The organism is Nocardioides albertanoniae (genome assembly GCF_006716315.1).
In the GTDB taxonomy this organism is placed as follows: Bacteria; Actinomycetota; Actinomycetes; order Propionibacteriales; family Nocardioidaceae; genus Nocardioides; species Nocardioides albertanoniae.
In genome coordinates this window covers 3,565,510-3,580,683 of sequence record NZ_VFOV01000001.1, presented here as the reverse complement: position 1 = coordinate 3,580,683, position 15,174 = coordinate 3,565,510, and the positions used below count along the sequence as shown (strand labels likewise).

General features: G+C 70.6%; 14 protein-coding genes and 1 riboswitch. Of the genes, 10 read left to right on the top strand and 4 right to left on the bottom strand.

Annotated features, from left to right (window positions below):
- Positions 1 to 178 precede the first annotated feature (178 nt).
- Positions 179 to 2,281, top strand: a complete 2,103-nt coding sequence (gene ligA, locus FB381_RS17150; protein ID WP_211352471.1) for an NAD-dependent DNA ligase LigA — start codon at positions 179 to 181, stop codon at positions 2,279 to 2,281.
- A gap of 9 nt (positions 2,282 to 2,290) precedes the next feature.
- Here ligA and FB381_RS17145 read toward each other — a convergent pair whose 3' ends face one another.
- On the bottom strand, positions 2,291 to 3,409 hold the full coding sequence (locus FB381_RS17145; RefSeq protein ID WP_141781405.1) for a hypothetical protein: 1,119 nt from the start codon (positions 3,407 to 3,409) through the stop codon (positions 2,291 to 2,293).
- Positions 3,406 to 3,915 (bottom strand): SigE family RNA polymerase sigma factor, encoded by a 510-nt coding sequence (locus FB381_RS17140; RefSeq protein ID WP_141781404.1) that lies wholly within the window; start codon positions 3,913 to 3,915, stop codon positions 3,406 to 3,408. Before FB381_RS17140 ends, FB381_RS17145 begins: the two co-directional genes overlap by 4 nt.
- Before the next feature lie 140 nt (positions 3,916 to 4,055).
- On the opposite strand from FB381_RS17140, the gene gatC reads away from it, so the two are divergent.
- From gatC to FB381_RS17095, 9 genes are all read left to right on the top strand, one after another.
- Positions 4,056 to 4,355, top strand: coding sequence for an Asp-tRNA(Asn)/Glu-tRNA(Gln) amidotransferase subunit GatC (gatC, locus tag FB381_RS17135; RefSeq protein ID WP_141781403.1), 300 nt, complete (start codon positions 4,056 to 4,058; stop codon positions 4,353 to 4,355).
- Positions 4,352 to 5,851, top strand: a complete 1,500-nt coding sequence (gatA, locus tag FB381_RS17130; protein WP_141781402.1) for an Asp-tRNA(Asn)/Glu-tRNA(Gln) amidotransferase subunit GatA — start codon at positions 4,352 to 4,354, stop codon at positions 5,849 to 5,851. Before gatC ends, gatA begins: the two co-directional genes overlap by 4 nt.
- On the top strand, positions 5,848 to 7,356 hold the full coding sequence (gene gatB, locus FB381_RS17125; RefSeq protein ID WP_141781401.1) for an Asp-tRNA(Asn)/Glu-tRNA(Gln) amidotransferase subunit GatB: 1,509 nt from the start codon (positions 5,848 to 5,850) through the stop codon (positions 7,354 to 7,356). The genes gatA and gatB overlap by 4 nt, the downstream gene beginning before the upstream one ends.
- A 129-nt stretch (positions 7,357 to 7,485) precedes the next feature.
- Positions 7,486 to 8,241: an NYN domain-containing protein gene (locus FB381_RS17120; RefSeq protein ID WP_141781400.1), complete on the top strand. Its 756-nt coding sequence runs from the start codon at positions 7,486 to 7,488 to the stop codon at positions 8,239 to 8,241.
- Positions 8,242 to 8,288: 47 nt separating this feature from the next.
- Positions 8,289 to 8,425, top strand: a riboswitch (cobalamin riboswitch).
- 63 nt (positions 8,426 to 8,488) lie between these two features.
- Positions 8,489 to 9,577 carry a prenyltransferase/squalene oxidase repeat-containing protein gene (locus FB381_RS17115; RefSeq protein ID WP_141781399.1) on the top strand — a complete coding sequence of 363 codons (1,089 nt, stop codon included), beginning with the start codon at positions 8,489 to 8,491 and terminating at the stop codon, positions 9,575 to 9,577.
- Complete coding sequence (locus FB381_RS17110) at positions 9,571 to 10,209, top strand: hypothetical protein (RefSeq protein ID WP_141781398.1); 639 nt, start codon at positions 9,571 to 9,573, stop codon at positions 10,207 to 10,209. The genes FB381_RS17115 and FB381_RS17110 overlap by 7 nt, the downstream gene beginning before the upstream one ends.
- Positions 10,206 to 11,327, top strand: coding sequence for a CbiQ family ECF transporter T component (locus tag FB381_RS17105; protein WP_170225203.1), 1,122 nt, complete (start codon positions 10,206 to 10,208; stop codon positions 11,325 to 11,327). Before FB381_RS17110 ends, FB381_RS17105 begins: the two co-directional genes overlap by 4 nt.
- Positions 11,324 to 12,964 (top strand): ABC transporter ATP-binding protein, encoded by a 1,641-nt coding sequence (locus FB381_RS17100; protein WP_141781396.1) that lies wholly within the window; start codon positions 11,324 to 11,326, stop codon positions 12,962 to 12,964. Before FB381_RS17105 ends, FB381_RS17100 begins: the two co-directional genes overlap by 4 nt.
- Complete coding sequence (locus FB381_RS17095; protein WP_141782840.1) at positions 12,961 to 13,764, top strand: ECF transporter S component family protein; 804 nt, start codon at positions 12,961 to 12,963, stop codon at positions 13,762 to 13,764. The genes FB381_RS17100 and FB381_RS17095 overlap by 4 nt, the downstream gene beginning before the upstream one ends.
- Before the next feature lie 218 nt (positions 13,765 to 13,982).
- Here FB381_RS17095 and FB381_RS17090 read toward each other — a convergent pair whose 3' ends face one another.
- Positions 13,983 to 14,906 (bottom strand): alpha/beta fold hydrolase, encoded by a 924-nt coding sequence (locus tag FB381_RS17090; RefSeq protein WP_141781395.1) that lies wholly within the window; start codon positions 14,904 to 14,906, stop codon positions 13,983 to 13,985.
- Positions 14,903 to 15,154, bottom strand: coding sequence for a hypothetical protein (locus tag FB381_RS17085; protein WP_141781394.1), 252 nt, complete (start codon positions 15,152 to 15,154; stop codon positions 14,903 to 14,905). Before FB381_RS17085 ends, FB381_RS17090 begins: the two co-directional genes overlap by 4 nt.
- Between the last annotated feature and the right edge of the window lie 20 nt (positions 15,155 to 15,174).

The following is a 15,174-nucleotide window of genomic DNA, read 5'->3' as shown; positions in this document are numbered from 1 at the left end:
AAGTAGCCTGCTTCGACCCAGTTGGTGACCCACGTCACCCAGGTGTTGATCGGTTGCGTCGATATTGAGGGCGTCGAGTGGTGTTTGTGCTGGTCCGGACAGGAAAACGCCCGGGTGGGTATAGCGCCGGAAAATTGTCGGCGGCACCAGGCAAGATAGCCCTGTGCAAGATAGCCCTGTGAACGAAGACGTGACGGCGGCAGCCGCGGAGCACAAGACCGAGCACAAGGAGCTCGCCGAGCAGATCGAGGACGCGCGCTACCGCTACTACGTGCTCGACGACCCGGCGCTCTCCGACGCCGACTTCGACCAGAAGTGGCGGCGGATCAACGAGCTCGAGGAGCAGTTCCCCGAGCTGCGCACGCCCGACTCGCCGACCCAGAAGGTCGGTGGCACCTTCTCGACCGAGTTCACCGCCGTCGACCATCTGCGGCGCATGGAGAGCCTCGACAACGTCTTCTCCTTCGAAGAGCTCGCCGCCTGGCACGCCCGGGTCGCCAAGGACGGCGCCGGCGGGGCCGAGCTGCTCTGCGAGCTCAAGGTCGACGGGCTCGCCATCAACCTGCTCTACGAGAAGGGCCGCCTGACCCGCGCGCTGACCCGCGGCGACGGCACCACGGGGGAGGACGTCACCCCCAACGTACGCACGATCTCCTCGATCCCGCACAGGTTGAACGGCACCGAGGAGTTCCCGGTGCCAGACCTGGTCGAGGTGCGCGGCGAGGTCTTCTTGTCGATCGAGGCCTTCGACAAGCTCAACGCGTCGCTGGTCGACGCCGGCAAGTCGATGTTCGCCAACCCACGCAACTCCGCCGCCGGATCGCTGCGCCAGAAGGACCCACGGGTGACCGCGACCCGTGCGCTCGGGATGGTCTGCCACGGCATCGGGGCTCGCGAGGGTTTCGAGCCGGTCGCCCAGTCGCACGCCTACGACGCCCTGAAGGCGTGGGGCCTGCCCACCTCCAAGCGGGTCAAGGTGCTGGGGAGCCTCGCCGAGGTCGAGGAGTTCATCGGCTACTTCGGCGAGCACCGCCACGACGTCACCGAGCACGAGATCGACGGTGTCGTGATCAAGGTCGACGACATCTCGCTGCAGCGCCGCCTCGGCTCGACCAGCCGTGCGCCGCGGTGGGCGATCGCCTACAAGTATCCGCCGGAGGAGGTCAACGCCAAGCTGCTCGCGATCGACGTCGGTGTCGGCCGCACCGGCCGGGTCACGCCCTTCGGTGTCATGGAGCCCACCAAGGTCGCCGGCTCGACCGTCGAGCGAGCGACGCTGCACAACGCCCACGAGGTGAGGCGGAAGGACGTACGCCCCGGCGACACCGTGATCCTCCGCAAGGCCGGCGACGTGATCCCCGAGATCCTCGGCCCGGTGCTGCCGTTGCGTCCCGACGGGCTCGCGGAGTGGGTGATGCCCACCGAGTGCCCCGCGTGCGGCACCACGCTCGCCGAGCAGAAGGAGGGTGACAAAGACCTGCGCTGCCCCAACCACCGCGGCTGCCCCGCGCAGGTGCGCGAGCGGGTCTTCTTCGCCTCCGGGCGTGGCGCCTTCGACATCGAGGGGATGGGCTACGAGGCGGCCGACGCACTGCTGGCCGCCGAGGTGATCACCAACGAGGGCGACATCTTCGACCTCGACGAGCACAAGCTCGCCACCACGTCGTTCTTCACCCGGGCGGCCAAGAAGGCCGAGAAGGAGGCCGGGGCCGGCGAGCGGGTGCTCAACGCCAACGCCGTGGGCCTGCTCGCCAACCTGGAGGAACGCAAGCAGGTGCCGCTGTGGCGAGTGCTGGTGGCGCTCTCCATCCGCCACGTCGGCCCGAGCGCCGCTCGCGCGCTGGCCACCGAGTTCGCCACCCTCGACGCCATCTGGGCCGCCTCCCAGGAAGCGCTCGCCAACACCGAGGGCGTCGGCGGGATCATCGCCGAGGCCATCGTCGAGTGGCGCCAGGTCGACTGGCACGCCGAGATCGTCGAGAAGTGGCGGCAGGCCGGGGTCTCTCTCGCCGACGAGCGCGACGAGTCCGTCGCCCGCACCCTCGAAGGCCTGACCGTCGTCGTCACGGGCTCCCTCGACGACTTCTCCCGCGATGGTGCCAAGGAGGCGATCATCAGCCGCGGCGGCAAGGCGTCCGGCTCGGTCTCCAAGAAGACCGACTACGTCGTGGTCGGCGAGAGCGCCGGCTCCAAGGCCGCCAAGGCCGAAGAGCTCGGCCTGACGATCCTCGACGAGGCAGCGTTCAAGGTGCTGCTGGAGAGCGGTCCGGACGGACTCTGAGGCGAGCGGTCAGGACTGGTTCATCGTCCCGCTGATCGTGTCGACGCGCTTCTTCAGCGTGATCGGCGCATCGGCGCACTCCTGACCGACCTCGTCGCAGACCTCCACCTTCGTCCCGGCGACGCGGATCAGGTGCCCCTCGGGGGTCCAGCCGATCCGGTCGTCGAGCGCGACCGCGGTCTCGGTGCCCTGAGCGAGGTCGTAGATCGGTGCGGTCGCCATGTCGTAGCGGCACTCGTCGTTCTCGTCGCACGTCACGTAGGGCGTTGCCAGGGCACGGTTGCCGTCGGGGGAGAGCTTGAGCCTGACCAGGTCGGCAGGGAAGTCGGAGGAGTGGACGGTCAGGAGCACCTCGCCCGTGGCGACCTCGACGACCCGCTGAGTCGTGCCACGGGCGTCCTGAGTCACCGCCCGGCCGTCGATCACCTCGGTGGTGTAGCTGCCCGGGAGCCCCTTGGAGGTGGAGACCCGCCCGGCGCGCCAGTCGACGTCGAGGGTGCGGTCGTCGAGAGCGACGTAGGCGTGCTCGCCGTCGACGGCGACCGGCGGTGTCTTCCAGCCGGCCCAGGTGTACTTCCCGGTGATCGGGACGTCGGCGACCTTCTCGCCGGTGCCGAGGTCGACGACGCGCACCAGCCAGCCGTCACCGTCCGCGACCGTCCAGGAGACATAGGGGGAGTCGGGGGCGGTGCCGATCAGCCGGTCGCTCACGTCACCGAGGTCGAGCGGTTCGACGCCGGCCGTCGTGATCAGCGACAGGCGTGTGTTGGACTGCGTGCTGCGTGCCAGCATGCCGACCGACGTGTAGCGCAGGTCGTTCACGGAGCCGCCGTAGGTCACCACGCTCCCGTCGCCGAAGTGGACGCTGGCGCCCTCGGCGACCGCCCAGCCGCGGGGGTCGCCCACGGCGGCGGCGATGTGGGGCTCGTCGCCGCGGAGCGATCCGCTCAGGGCGTACGCCCCGAGCACGCCGGCCATCGCCACGGCTGCGGCTCCGGCCCCCCAGCGTGCTCGTCTGCGGCGGCTGATGGTGCGGGTGCGGAGGTGGAGCTCGTCGGTGGCCAGGCGAGGAACAGCCACCTCGTCGGCGGCGTCGCGGAGCAGCGTACGCAGGTCGTTGTCGGTCACTGGGTCACCTCCAGGGTGAGGGTCGGGTCGCCGAGGATCGTGCGGAGCTTGTCGAGGGCGGAGGAGGTCTGGCTCTTCACCGTGCCCTCCGAGCAGCCGAGGAGGGCCGCGGTGCGGCGTACGTCGAGGTCCTCGTAGAAGCGGAGGACCACGACGGCGCGCTGGCGCGGCGGCAGCGCGGCGACCGCGTCGAGGAGCACCGAGCGGGTGGTCGGGTCGCTCTCGTGGCCGGGGTCGGGGAGCACCTCGGTGGGGTGCTCGCGGTTCCACGACGCCTTCCGGAACCAGGTCATCGCGGTGTTGAACAGCACCTGCCGGGCGTAGGCGGGGGCGGCTTCGAGCGTGCGCACCCGGCCCCAGCTGCCGAAGGTCTTGGCCAGCGCCGTCTGGACGAGATCCTCCGCGCTGGCGTGGTCGCCGACGAGCAGGTAGGCAGTCCGATAGAGCCGCGGCCAGGCGACCTGGGCGAACTCGTCGAACTGCTGCTGGGTTGGCGGTCTCGCCATCGATCCATCCGATCTCTCGAGCCGATTGTCAGGGATGAGGACGCGGTGGGACCACCGATCGGTTGGACGAGCGGGAAACTCCGCCGAACCGGGCCCGGCCGAGGTGAGAGTTGGGGGCGCTGCCGCCTAGGATGTGCGACATGCCAGAAATCACCCGCGACGAGGTCGCGCACCTGGCCGACCTCGCCCGCATCGACCTCAGCGACGCCGAGCTCGATCACCTTGCCCCACAGCTGCAGGTGATCCTCGAGTCCGTCGCCTCGATCCAGGGGCTTGCCGGCGACGACGTGCCTGCCACCTCCCACCCGCTTCCGCTGACCAACGTCTTCCGTGAGGACGTCGTCACGCCCAGCCTGACGCCGGAGCAGGCGCTCTCCGGGGCGCCCGCCGTCGAGGAGCAGCGTTTCTCGGTGCCGCAGATCCTGGGGGACGAGCAGTGAGCGAGCTGATCCAGAAGACCGCCGCCGAGCTCTCCGAGGCTCTGGCCGCGGGGGAGACCACCTCGGTCGAGCTGACCCAGGCACACATCGACCGGATCTCCGCAGTCGACGGTGACGTGCACGCCTTCCTCCACGTCGACACCGAGGGTGCGCTCGCTCAGGCCGCCGCGTCTGACGCGCGCCGGGCCGACGGCGAGCTGCTGCATGCTCTCGACGGCGTACCGATCGCGGTCAAGGACGTGCTGACCACCACCGGCCTGCCGACCACCTGCGGCTCCAAGATGCTCGAGGGCTGGATCCCGCCCTACGACGCGACCGTGGTCACGAAGATCAAGAACGCCGGCCTGCCGATCCTCGGCAAGACCAACATGGACGAGTTCGCGATGGGCTCCTCCACCGAGCACTCGGCGTACGGCCCGACGCGCAACCCGTGGAAGCTCGACCGGATCCCCGGCGGCTCGGGTGGTGGCTCGGCGGCCGCCGTGGCCGCCTTCGAGGCGCCGCTGGCGCTCGGCACCGACACCGGCGGCTCGATCCGTCAGCCGGGTGCGGTGACCGGCACCGTCGGTGTGAAGCCGACCTACGGCTCGGTCTCGCGCTACGGCCTGGTCGCCCTGGCCAACTCGCTCGACCAGGTCGGCCCGGTGACCCGCACCGTGCTCGACTCGGCGCTGCTGCACGAGCTCATCGGCGGTCACGACCCGCTCGACTCCACCTCCACGACGACCCCGGTGACCGGGCTCGTCGACGCGGCTCGCCAGGGCGCGACCGGTGACCTCAAGGGCGTCAAGGTCGGCGTCATCAAGGAGCTTGCGGGCGAGGGCTGGGCGCCCGACGTGATGGCCAAGTTCGACGAGTCGGTCGACCTGCTCACCAAGCTGGGCGCCGAGGTCGTCGAGGTCTCCACCCCGAGCTTCGAGCACGCCATGGCGGCCTACTACCTGATCCTGCCGGCCGAGTGCTCCTCCAACCTGGCCAAGTTCGACGCGATGCGCTACGGGCTGCGGGTCACGCCCGACGGCAAGACCCCGTCCGCCGAGGCCGTCATGAAGGCCAGCCGCGACGCCGGGTTCGGTGACGAGGTCAAGCGCCGCATCATCCTCGGCACCTACGCGCTGAGCAGCGGCTACTACGACGCCTACTACGGCCAGGCGCAGAAGATCCGCACCCTGATCATCGAAGACTTCAAGAAGGCCTTCGAGCAGGTCGACGTGCTGGTCAGCCCGACCTCGCCGTCGACGGCGTTCCCGCTGGGCGCGAAGCTCGACGACCCGCTGGCGATGTACATGCAGGACCTGGCCACGATCCCCGCCAACCTGGCCGGCACGCCGGGCATCTCCGTCCCGGCCGGTGTCTCCGACGACGACGGCCTGCCCGTCGGCGTGCAGCTGCTGGCGCCCGTCCTCGAAGACGCCCGTCTCTACCGCGTCGGTGCCGCCCTGGAGGCGGCCGTCGGCTCGGTGCTCTCGATCGACAAGCTGGAGGTGGCCCGATGACCGCCGCGACCGATGCCGCGGACCTCGTCGACTTCGACGAGGTGCTGGAGCGCTACGACCCGGCCTTCGGGCTCGAGGTGCACGTCGAGCTCAACACCAACACCAAGATGTTCTGCGGCTGCCCGGCGACGTTCGGCGGCGAGCCCAACACCCAGGTCTGCCCGACCTGCCTCGGCCTGCCCGGCGCGATGCCGGTCGTGAACGCCAAGGCGGTGGAGAGCGCGATCCGGATCGGCCTCGCGCTCAACGGCTCGATCGCGGAGTGGTGCCGGTTCGCCCGGAAGAACTACTTCTACCCGGACATGCCGAAGAACTTCCAGACCAGCCAGTACGACGAGCCGATCGTCTACGACGGCTACCTCGACGTCGAGGTGGAGGGGGAGACCTTCCGGGTCGACATCGAGCGCGCCCACATGGAGGAGGACACCGGCAAGACCACCCACATCGGTGGCGCCACCGGTCGCATCCACGGGGCCGACTACTCGCTGGTCGACTACAACCGCGCCGGCATCCCGCTGATCGAGATCGTGACCCGCCCGATCACCGGCGCCGGTGCCAAGGCACCGCTCGTGGCCAGGGCGTACGTCGCCGCGCTGCGCGAGATCCTGCTGGGTCTGGGTGTCTCCGACGTACGCATGGACCAGGGTTCGATGCGCTGCGACGTCAACCTGTCGCTGTCTCCCAAGGGCTCCGACGATCTCGGCACCCGCACCGAGACGAAGAACGTCAACTCGCTGCGCTCGGTCGAGCGGGCGATGCGCTTCGAGATGTCGCGCCACGCCGGGATCCTCGACGCGGGGGAGGCGATCTTCCAGGAGACCCGCCACTTCCACGAGGACACCGGCACCACCTCGGCCGGCCGGCCGAAGTCGGACGCCGACGACTACCGCTACTTCCCCGAGCCCGACCTGGTGCCGGTCGCTCCCTCGCGCGAGTGGGTCGAGGAGCTCCGCGGCACGCTGCCCGAGCCGCCCGCCGTCAAGCGGGCTCGGCTGCAGGCCGCCTGGGGCTACTCCGACCTGGAGATGCGCGACGTGTGGGCCGCCGGCGCGATGGTGCTGATCGAGGAGACGGTCGCAGCCGGAGCCTCGGCGCAGGCCGCGCGCAAGTGGTGGATGGCCGAGCTCTCTCGATCGGCCAACGACCGCGGTGTCGAGCTCGCCGAGCTCGGTGTCACGCCTGCTCAGGTCGCCGAGGTGCAGAAGCTGGTCGACGCCAAGACGCTGACCGACAAGCTGGCGCGCCAGGTCTTCGAGGGCCTCGTCGCCGGTGAGGGCACCGTCGCCGAGATCATCGACGCCCGTGGTCTCGCCGTCGTCTCCGACGACGGCGAGCTCGGTGCGGCGGTCGACGACGCCATCGCCGCCCAGCCCGCGGTCGCCGACAAGATCCGTGGCGGCAACCAGGCCGCGGCCGGTGCGCTCATCGGCGCGGTCATGAAGGCGACCGGTGGCAAGGCCGACGCCAAGCGCGTGCGCGAGCTGATCCTGGAGAAGCTCGCCTGACGTACGCCGAGTCGGCTCGTCCTGACAACCCAACCCGCCGAGTCGGCGCGTTCTAACGCGCCGACTCGGCGATGGTTTTGGTCAGGATGAGCCGACTCGACGGTGTGTGGCACTGGCAGACTGTCCGCCGTGACCGAGCCCTTCCGTATCGCCCTGCTCATCGACGCCGACAACGCGCCCGCGGCCAAGATCGACGCGATCCTCAACGACCTGGCCGAATACGGTGAGGTGACGATCCGGAGGGCGTACGGCAACTGGACCAAGCCCGAGCTCAAGGGGTGGATCGGGGAGCTGCACGACGCCGCGATCCGGCCGATGCAGCAGTTCGACCTGACTGCGCACAAGAACGCCTCCGACATGGCGCTCGCCATCGACGCGGTCGAGCTGCTGCACGCGGCCACTCCGGATGCGTTCGCGCTGGTTTCCTCCGACTCCGACTTCACGCCGCTGGTGCACTACCTGCGGGAGAAGGGGCAGGCCGTCTACGGCTACGGCCGGGAGAAGACGCCGGCGCCGTTCAAGAGCGCCTGCACCCGGTTCACCGTGGTGGAGAAGCTCGGCGGCGACGCCGACGAGGAGACCGAGGCCGCCAACGGCGAGGGCCGCACGCGCAAGCGGTCCTCGGCGACCACCGGGCAGGCGCTCAAGGGCAACGCACGCCTGATCCAGCTGCTGCGCAACTCCATCGACGCTGCCGCCGACGACGACGGCTGGGCACTGGTCGGCACCGTCGTCTCCCGCATCCGCAACCAGTCCTCCGAGGACCCCCGCAACTACGGCTACTCCACGTGGACCAAGCTCATCAAGGCGATCGACCTCTTCGAGCTCAAGGACGAGGGCACCTCGGCGATCGCGGTCGGCGACCGTCGCAACGTCAGGAAGTGACGTACGTCCGCCTGGCCGCCGTAGGATTGGTCCGATAACTCAGAGCACCATCCACACACGCCGTGGTGGGGGAAGCCGGTCGAATCCCGGCGCTGACCCGCAACCGTAGGCCCGGGCCATCGAGATCGTCTCGATCGAGACCGCCCGAGCGAGCCGGAGCACCTGCCGCGGCCGTGTCTGACCAGTCGCTGTCGTGGAACGCAGCGGGTCGGCCCCGCGCCTCCCGCCCTTACAGCGGGAAGGAACCATGAACAAGACCATCAGGGGCGGCATCGCCGCTCTCGTCGCGCTGAGCGCGCTGTCGCTGGCCGCCTGCGGCGGCGAGGACGCAGACGGTGCCGACGGCGCAGACGAGAAGGCGTACGACACCAAGACGGCCGCGAGCGTGGCCGACTGGCTCGTCGCGCAGGCGCCCGACGGCGTGGCCCGCAACGCGCAGTACGGTACCGACGACTTCGGTCTCAGCGCCGACATCGGGATCGCGCTGGCTCAGGTCGACGGCCACGACGCCGACGTCGAGACGATCGCCAAGGCGGTCACCAAGAACCAGAAGGCCTACACCAGCCCCGGTTTCGGCACCGTCACCTCGGCCGGGTCGACCGCGAAGGCGCTGGTGCTCCAGCAGGAGGCCGACGTGGCCGACTCCGGGCTGCTCGAACAGCTCGAACAGGCCGTCTCCGAGACGGGTCGCATCGCCGACGAGCTCGACCCGAAGAACAAGAAGGCGGCCGACTACGCCAACACCATCGGGCAGTCCTACGCCGTGATGGCGCTGGGCGAGGCCGAGTCGGCCAAGGCGAAGGCCGCCGCCGACTTCCTGGGTGAGCAGCAGTGCTCCGACGGCTGGTTCCGGATCACGTTCGCACCCGACCCCGCCGCGGCCGACCAGGGCTGCGACGCCGACCCGAAGGCGGTGCCCGACGTCGACGCCACCGCGTTCGCCGTGCTCGCCCTCCAGGAGGTCGACTCCACCGAGGCCGAGAAGGCAGCCGCCGCCGGCGTACGTTGGCTGACGTCGACCCAGGCCAAGGACGGCTCGTTCAGCTCGGCCACGGGAAACGTGCCCAACTCCAACTCCACCGGCCTGGCCGGCTGGGCGTTGGCCGAGGCCGACGAGGACGCGGCCGCCGAGAAGGCGGCCACGTGGGTCGCCGAGCACGTCGTGACCTGCGGTGACGACGCCGGCGCGGTCGCGTTCGACGACGCGGCGCTGACCGACGGCAACGAGAAGGGTCTGACCAAGGAGTCCGAGGGGATGTATCGTCTCGCGGCTGCGCAGGCGCTGCCCTCCCTCGAGCAGCTGCCCAAGGGCGCGACCGAGAAGAGCTCGTGCTGAGCGTGCGTTCGCTGGTGGCCCTGGCGGTTCTCGCCGGGGCCACCGCACTCTTCTTCTCTCCGGCCCTCCCGCCGGCCGCGGCGTCGACCGCCGACGCGTGCGACGGCGTCACCGTGGTCGTCGAGCCCCGTGCGCTGGGTGGGGCTCCGGAGGTCGACTGCGTGCGGCCCGAGGAGGGCGACACCGGTGCCGACGTGTTCGAGAAAGCGGGGCATCGGCTCACGTTCGTGACCTCGATGCCCAGTGTCGTGTGCCGGGTCGACGAGCGTCCGAAGGCGGCCGGATGCGCTCAGATGCCGCCCGCAGACGCCTACTGGTCGCTGTGGGTCACCGACGAATCCGGGGCCTGGAGCTACGCCTCCAGAAATGTTACCGAAATAGCCGTGACCTCCGGGCAGGGTGTTGCGTTCACGTGGATAGACGACAATGTCGTTACCGCTCCGGCGACGGAGCTTGGGAGTGCTGTGGGGGCGCCCTCAAGCCCGTCGCCGGAGTTATCTCCGGATGACGCCGCCGAATCCGAGCCGGAATCGGAGCAGAGCTCGCCGAAGCCGCTCCCCGCCTGGGTCGCCCCGACCGGGATCCTCGCGCTGTTCGCCGCCGCCGGAGTCGTGTGGTGGCGCCGACGATGACCACCGTGATCCGCACCGCCGCCGTCGCGCGCCTGCCGCGTGACCTGCACCCCGTCGCCTGGTGGGTGTGGGCGATCGGGCTGGCGGCGTACGCTTCCTTCACGACCAACCCGCTGCTCCTCCTGCTCCTGGTGGGGGTGGTGACGGTCGTGGTCATGGCCCGCCGGGGTGAGCAGCCGTGGGCGAAGGCGTTCCGCCTCTATGTCGGCTTCGCGCTGTTCATCGTGGCGACCCGGGTGCTGTTCCGGGTGCTGCTGGGCGCGGTGCCGGGTCACGTGCTCATCGATCTGCCCGAGATCCCGCTGCCCGAGTGGGTCCTGGGGATTCGGTTGCTGGGGCCGCTCACTCGTGAAGCGCTGCTCGCCGGCCTCTACGACGGGATGCGGCTGGGCGTGATCGTCGTCTGCGTCGGCGCGGCCAACGCCCTGGCCAACCCGAAGCGGTTGCTGCGGTCGCTGCCGCCGGCGCTCTACGAGATCGGCACCGCTGTCGTGGTCGCCGTGACCGTGCTGCCGCAGCTGGCCGAGTCGGTGCAGCGGGTGCGGGCCGCGCAGCGTCTGCGGGCCGGGGCGACGTCTCGGGTGAAGCGGCTGCGCCGCTTCCTGGTGCCGGTGCTCGAAGACGCGCTGGAGCGGTCGATGGCGCTGGCCGCGGGGATGGACACCCGAGGCTACGGGCGCACCGCCGATGTCGGCGCCGGCGCACGTCGGGTCACCTCCACCCTCATGCTGGTCTCGCTCGTCGGCCTCTGCGTCGGCGTCTACGCGGTGCTCGACGGCACCACGCCGGGCTGGCTCGCGGTCACGATGCTGGTGCTCGGCGTCGGTGCTGCGGTCGGCGGGCTCAGCCTGGCCGGGCGCCGGGTCACCCGCACGGTCTACCGACCCGACCGATGGCGCTGGCCGGAGGTCGTGGTCGCCTCGAGCGGTCTGCTGGTGGTGCTCGCGGGCTGGTGGGTCGCCCGCTATCAGGTCTCGGTCGCCTTCCCCGGCGTCAGCACGGCCCCGGTCGTCTCGTTGGCCGCGATGGCCGGCGTCCTGGTCGGGATCGTCCCCGCCGTCACCGCGCCCGCCCCGGCGACGCATCCCCGGACGGCTCGAGAGGAGCTGGTCGCATGATCGAGCTGCGAGGGATCACGTTCACCCCGCCGGACTCGTCCGAGCATGTGCTCAAGGACGTCGACCTCACCATCGAGGAGGGTGAGCTGCTGGTCGTCTCCGGTCCGACCGGTTCCGGCAAGTCGACCCTGCTCGGCGTCGTCGCCGGCCTGGTGCCGCGCTTCTCCGGCGGCGAGCTCGACGGCGACCTCCTGCTCGAAGGCGTCTCGTTCATCCGTACGCCGCCGCGCGAGCGCGCCGGGACGATCGGCTATGTCGGGCAGGACCCGGTGGCCGGTTTCGTCACCGACACGGTCGAGGAGGAGCTGGCCTACGGGATGGAGCAGCTGGGCCTCCCGCCCGCGACGATGCGGCGGCGGGTGGAGGAGACGCTCGACCTGCTCGGCATCGCCGACCTGCGGCAGCGCTCTCTGCGCGAGCTCTCGGGCGGGCAGCAGCAGCGGGTCGCGATCGGCTCGGTGCTGACCACGCACCCACGCGTCGTCGTGCTCGACGAACCGACCTCCGCCCTCGACCCCACCGCCGCCGAGGACGTGCTCGCCACCATCACCCGGCTCGTGCACGACCTCGGCACCTCGGTCGTGCTCGCCGAGCACCGCCTCGAGCGGGTCGTACCTTTCGCCGACAGGATCGCTCTCCTGGTCGGCGACGGATCCCTCACCGTCGGCGAGCCCGCCGACATCTTGGAGACCTCTCCGGTCGCGCCGCCGCTCGTCGAGGTCGGCCGGGCGCTGGGCTGGTCGCCGCTGCCGCTGACGGTGCGGGATGCGAGGCGGAAGGCGAGAGGGGTGGCGCTTGCTGACCGCGTTGGTCTCGACACGCCTCCGCCTAGCGGCTCCGCCGGCTCGACCAGCGGTGTCGTCGGTCGAGCCGTGAGCGCCAGCGAGCGTGTCGAGACCAACACAGTCGCCCTGAGCGCTCGCTCTCTCACGGTCACCCGAGGACGTACGCCGGTCCTGCACGACGTCTCGATCGAGCTGCCCGCGGGGCGGGTGACGGCGCTGATGGGCCGCAACGGCTCGGGGAAGTCGACGCTGCTGTGGACGCTGCAGGGCACCCAGAAGCGCCTGGCCGGCGCGGTGAGCGTCGAGGGCCGGGACCCAGCGGCGCTCGACGCCGACGCGAGACGCGCGCTGGTCGGGCTGCTGCCTCAGACCGCCGCCGATCTGCTTTATCTGGAGACGGTCGCCGAGGAGTGCGAGGCCGGCGGGCCGCGGACCCGCGACATCCTCGACCGACTGGTGCCGGGCATTCCCGACGACCAGCATCCGCGCGACCTCTCCGAGGGTCAGCGGCTCGGGCTGGCACTGGCGCTGATCCTGAGCGCCGACCCGCCCGTGCTGCTCCTCGACGAGCCCACCCGAGGCCTCGACTATGCGGCCAAGCGGGCGCTGTGCGAGATCCTGCGTGACCTGACCGGTGCGGGCAAGGCAGTCCTGGTGGCGACCCACGACGTCGAGTTCGTCGCCGAGGCGGCCGACGACGTGGTGGTGCTCGCCGACGGCGAGGTGGTCTCCGCCGGAGACGTACGCAGTGTCACCGCCGAGTCGCCCGCGTTCGCGCCCCAGGTGAGCAAGGTCTTCGGGCCGGGATGGCTCAACGTACGCGAGGTCGTGGAGGCGGTGACGGGGGAGTGATCCGGTTCTCGCCGCGCACCGCGACCCTGCTCGCGATCATCTCCGTCGCCGGGCTGATGATGTTCGCGTGGCCGCTGCTGCTCCACGGCTACGAGCGCGTGCAGCCGCCGTTCGTCTTCCTCGCGCTGCTGCCGCTGATGCTGGTGGTGCTGCTGAGCGAGCTGTCCGCCGGTGGGATCGACACCCGGATGATCGCGCTCCTCGGCGTGCTCAGCGCGATCGAGGCCGTCCTGCGTGCGGTCTCCGCCGGCACCGGCGGGGTCGAGCTGGTCTTCTTCATGCTGATCCTGGGCGGACGGGTCTTCGGGCCCGCGTTCGGCTTCGTGCTGGGCTGCACGAGCCTGTTCGTCGCCGCGCTCGTCACCGCCGGCGTCGGACCGTGGCTGCCCTACCAGATGCTCGGCGCCGCCTGGGTGGCGATGGGGGCCGGTCTGCTGCCGCGCGCGAGCGGTCGCTGGGAGGTCGCGATGCTCGCGGCGTACGGCATCGTCGCCTCCTACGCCTACGGCCTCCTTCTCAACCTGCAGGGCTGGCCGCTGCTCACCGGAGTCACCGTGCCCGGCGCGAGCGGCAACCTCTCCTACGACCCGACGGCCGGCCTCGCCGAGAACCTCGTGACCTTCCTGCGCTACACCCTGGTCACCTCGACCAGCAGCTGGGACACCATGCGTGCGATCACCACCGCCGTCGCCGTAGCCCTCCTCGGCCCTGCCGTCCTCGCCACCCTCCGCCGCGCCGCCCGCCGCGCCCGCATCACCACCCCGACCGCCACCGAAGCGTCACCCCTGCCAGCCGAGTAGTCACCCCTGCAGGTCGAGGGGTCACTCGTGCAGGTCGAGGAGTCACTCCTGCAGCTCGAGAAGTCATGGATGACCTCTCGGCCTGCAGACCTGACTCTTCGACCTGCAGACCTGACCTCTGAGCTTGCACACCTGACGTGTCGGCCTGCAGAGGTGACCCCTCGGCCTGCAGAGGTGACCCCTCGGCCTGCAGACGTGACTTCTCGGCAGAAGCAGGGTCAGGTGCGTTGGCGTTCGGCGACGCGGTCGAGGAAGGAGAGGAGGAGCTGGTGGACGCGGGCGGGTTGCTCCATCTGGATGAAGTGGGTGCCGTCGAGCTCGACGTAGGTGGCGTTCTTGACGCCGTCGGCGACGCGGGCCATGTGGCGTGCGCCGGCGATGAGGTCGCGGTTGCCGGCGACGAGCATGACCGGCACCTTGATCCGGCGCAGCGAGACCGCGCGGCGTTGGGAGGTGCGCAGCGCGAGGTGGAAGTACCACTCCACCGGAGTGGTCAGGAACTCCGCGAGCGCGACGGCGGCGAGCTCGGGGTCGGGGACCTTGCCGATCAGACCGGCCTTCGAGAAGGCGGCGATGGCGCGCGGGCCGAGGTCGAGGCGGCTCGCCAGGGGAGTGATCAGCGAGCCGGTGCGACGGAGCACCCGGGATGCGGTGCGGGTCACGAGACCCGCCGCCGGCGCGGGCAGGCGCAGCGGGCCGAGCATCGACCTGAACGTGTCACCGGGCACCCCGGCGACGCCGAAGACGCCGGAGACGCGCTCGGGGTGGTCGGCGGCGAGCTCGAAGGCGGTGTTGACGCCGATCGACCAGCCCAGCACCACGGGGCGAGCGAGCACGAAGGCGTCCATCACCGAGAGCGCGTCCTCGGCGAAGTGCCGCGAGGTGGTCCGAGCCGGGTCGTCGGGCCGGTCGGCGCCGGTGGTGCCGCGATGCTGCCAGGAGACGACGCGTACGCCGCACGAGGTGTGCAGCAGCGCCGGCCAGTTCCAGGGGCTGGTGCCGAGGCCGTTGCACAGCAGCACGGTCGGCCCGTCGATGATGCCCTCGGGGTCGTTGGTCCACGCACGGATCACCGTGCCGTCGTCGGACAGCACGTCACGGAAGGTGACCGTCGACTCAGCGACCGCCCGGGGCAATGTCATACAGGCATTCTCTCCGATGCGAGCAGCTCGAGATAGTGCGTGACCTCCTCGCGCTCCGTACGCCGCATCAGCATCTCCTCCTCAGCGACCCTGGCGTTGTCGCGGGCGCCGGCCTGTGAGGTCACCGGCCACGCCAAGAGCATGCGGATCGGCCGCAGGATCGGGCCGACCCCTCTGCCGGCGATGCGCGCGGCGAAGAGCACGGCCACCTGGGCCATGGTGCGGGCAGGGACGATGTTGGTCGACAACGGACGGCTCCAGAGACTGG

Excerpts from the sequence above, each read along its gene's own strand:
- FB381_RS17140 (WP_141781404.1), bottom strand. The coding sequence starts at position 3,915 with ATGGCGAGACCGCCAACCCAGCAGCAGTTCGACGAGTTCGCCCAGGTC.
- gatC (WP_141781403.1), top strand. The coding sequence starts at position 4,056 with ATGCCAGAAATCACCCGCGACGAGGTCGCGCACCTGGCCGACCTCGCC.
- gatB (WP_141781401.1), top strand. The coding sequence starts at position 5,848 with ATGACCGCCGCGACCGATGCCGCGGACCTCGTCGACTTCGACGAGGTG.
- FB381_RS17115 (WP_141781399.1), top strand. The coding sequence starts at position 8,489 with ATGAACAAGACCATCAGGGGCGGCATCGCCGCTCTCGTCGCGCTGAGC.
- FB381_RS17105 (WP_170225203.1), top strand. The coding sequence starts at position 10,206 with ATGACCACCGTGATCCGCACCGCCGCCGTCGCGCGCCTGCCGCGTGAC.
- FB381_RS17100 (WP_141781396.1), top strand. The coding sequence starts at position 11,324 with ATGATCGAGCTGCGAGGGATCACGTTCACCCCGCCGGACTCGTCCGAG.
- FB381_RS17090 (WP_141781395.1), bottom strand. The coding sequence starts at position 14,906 with ATGACATTGCCCCGGGCGGTCGCTGAGTCGACGGTCACCTTCCGTGAC.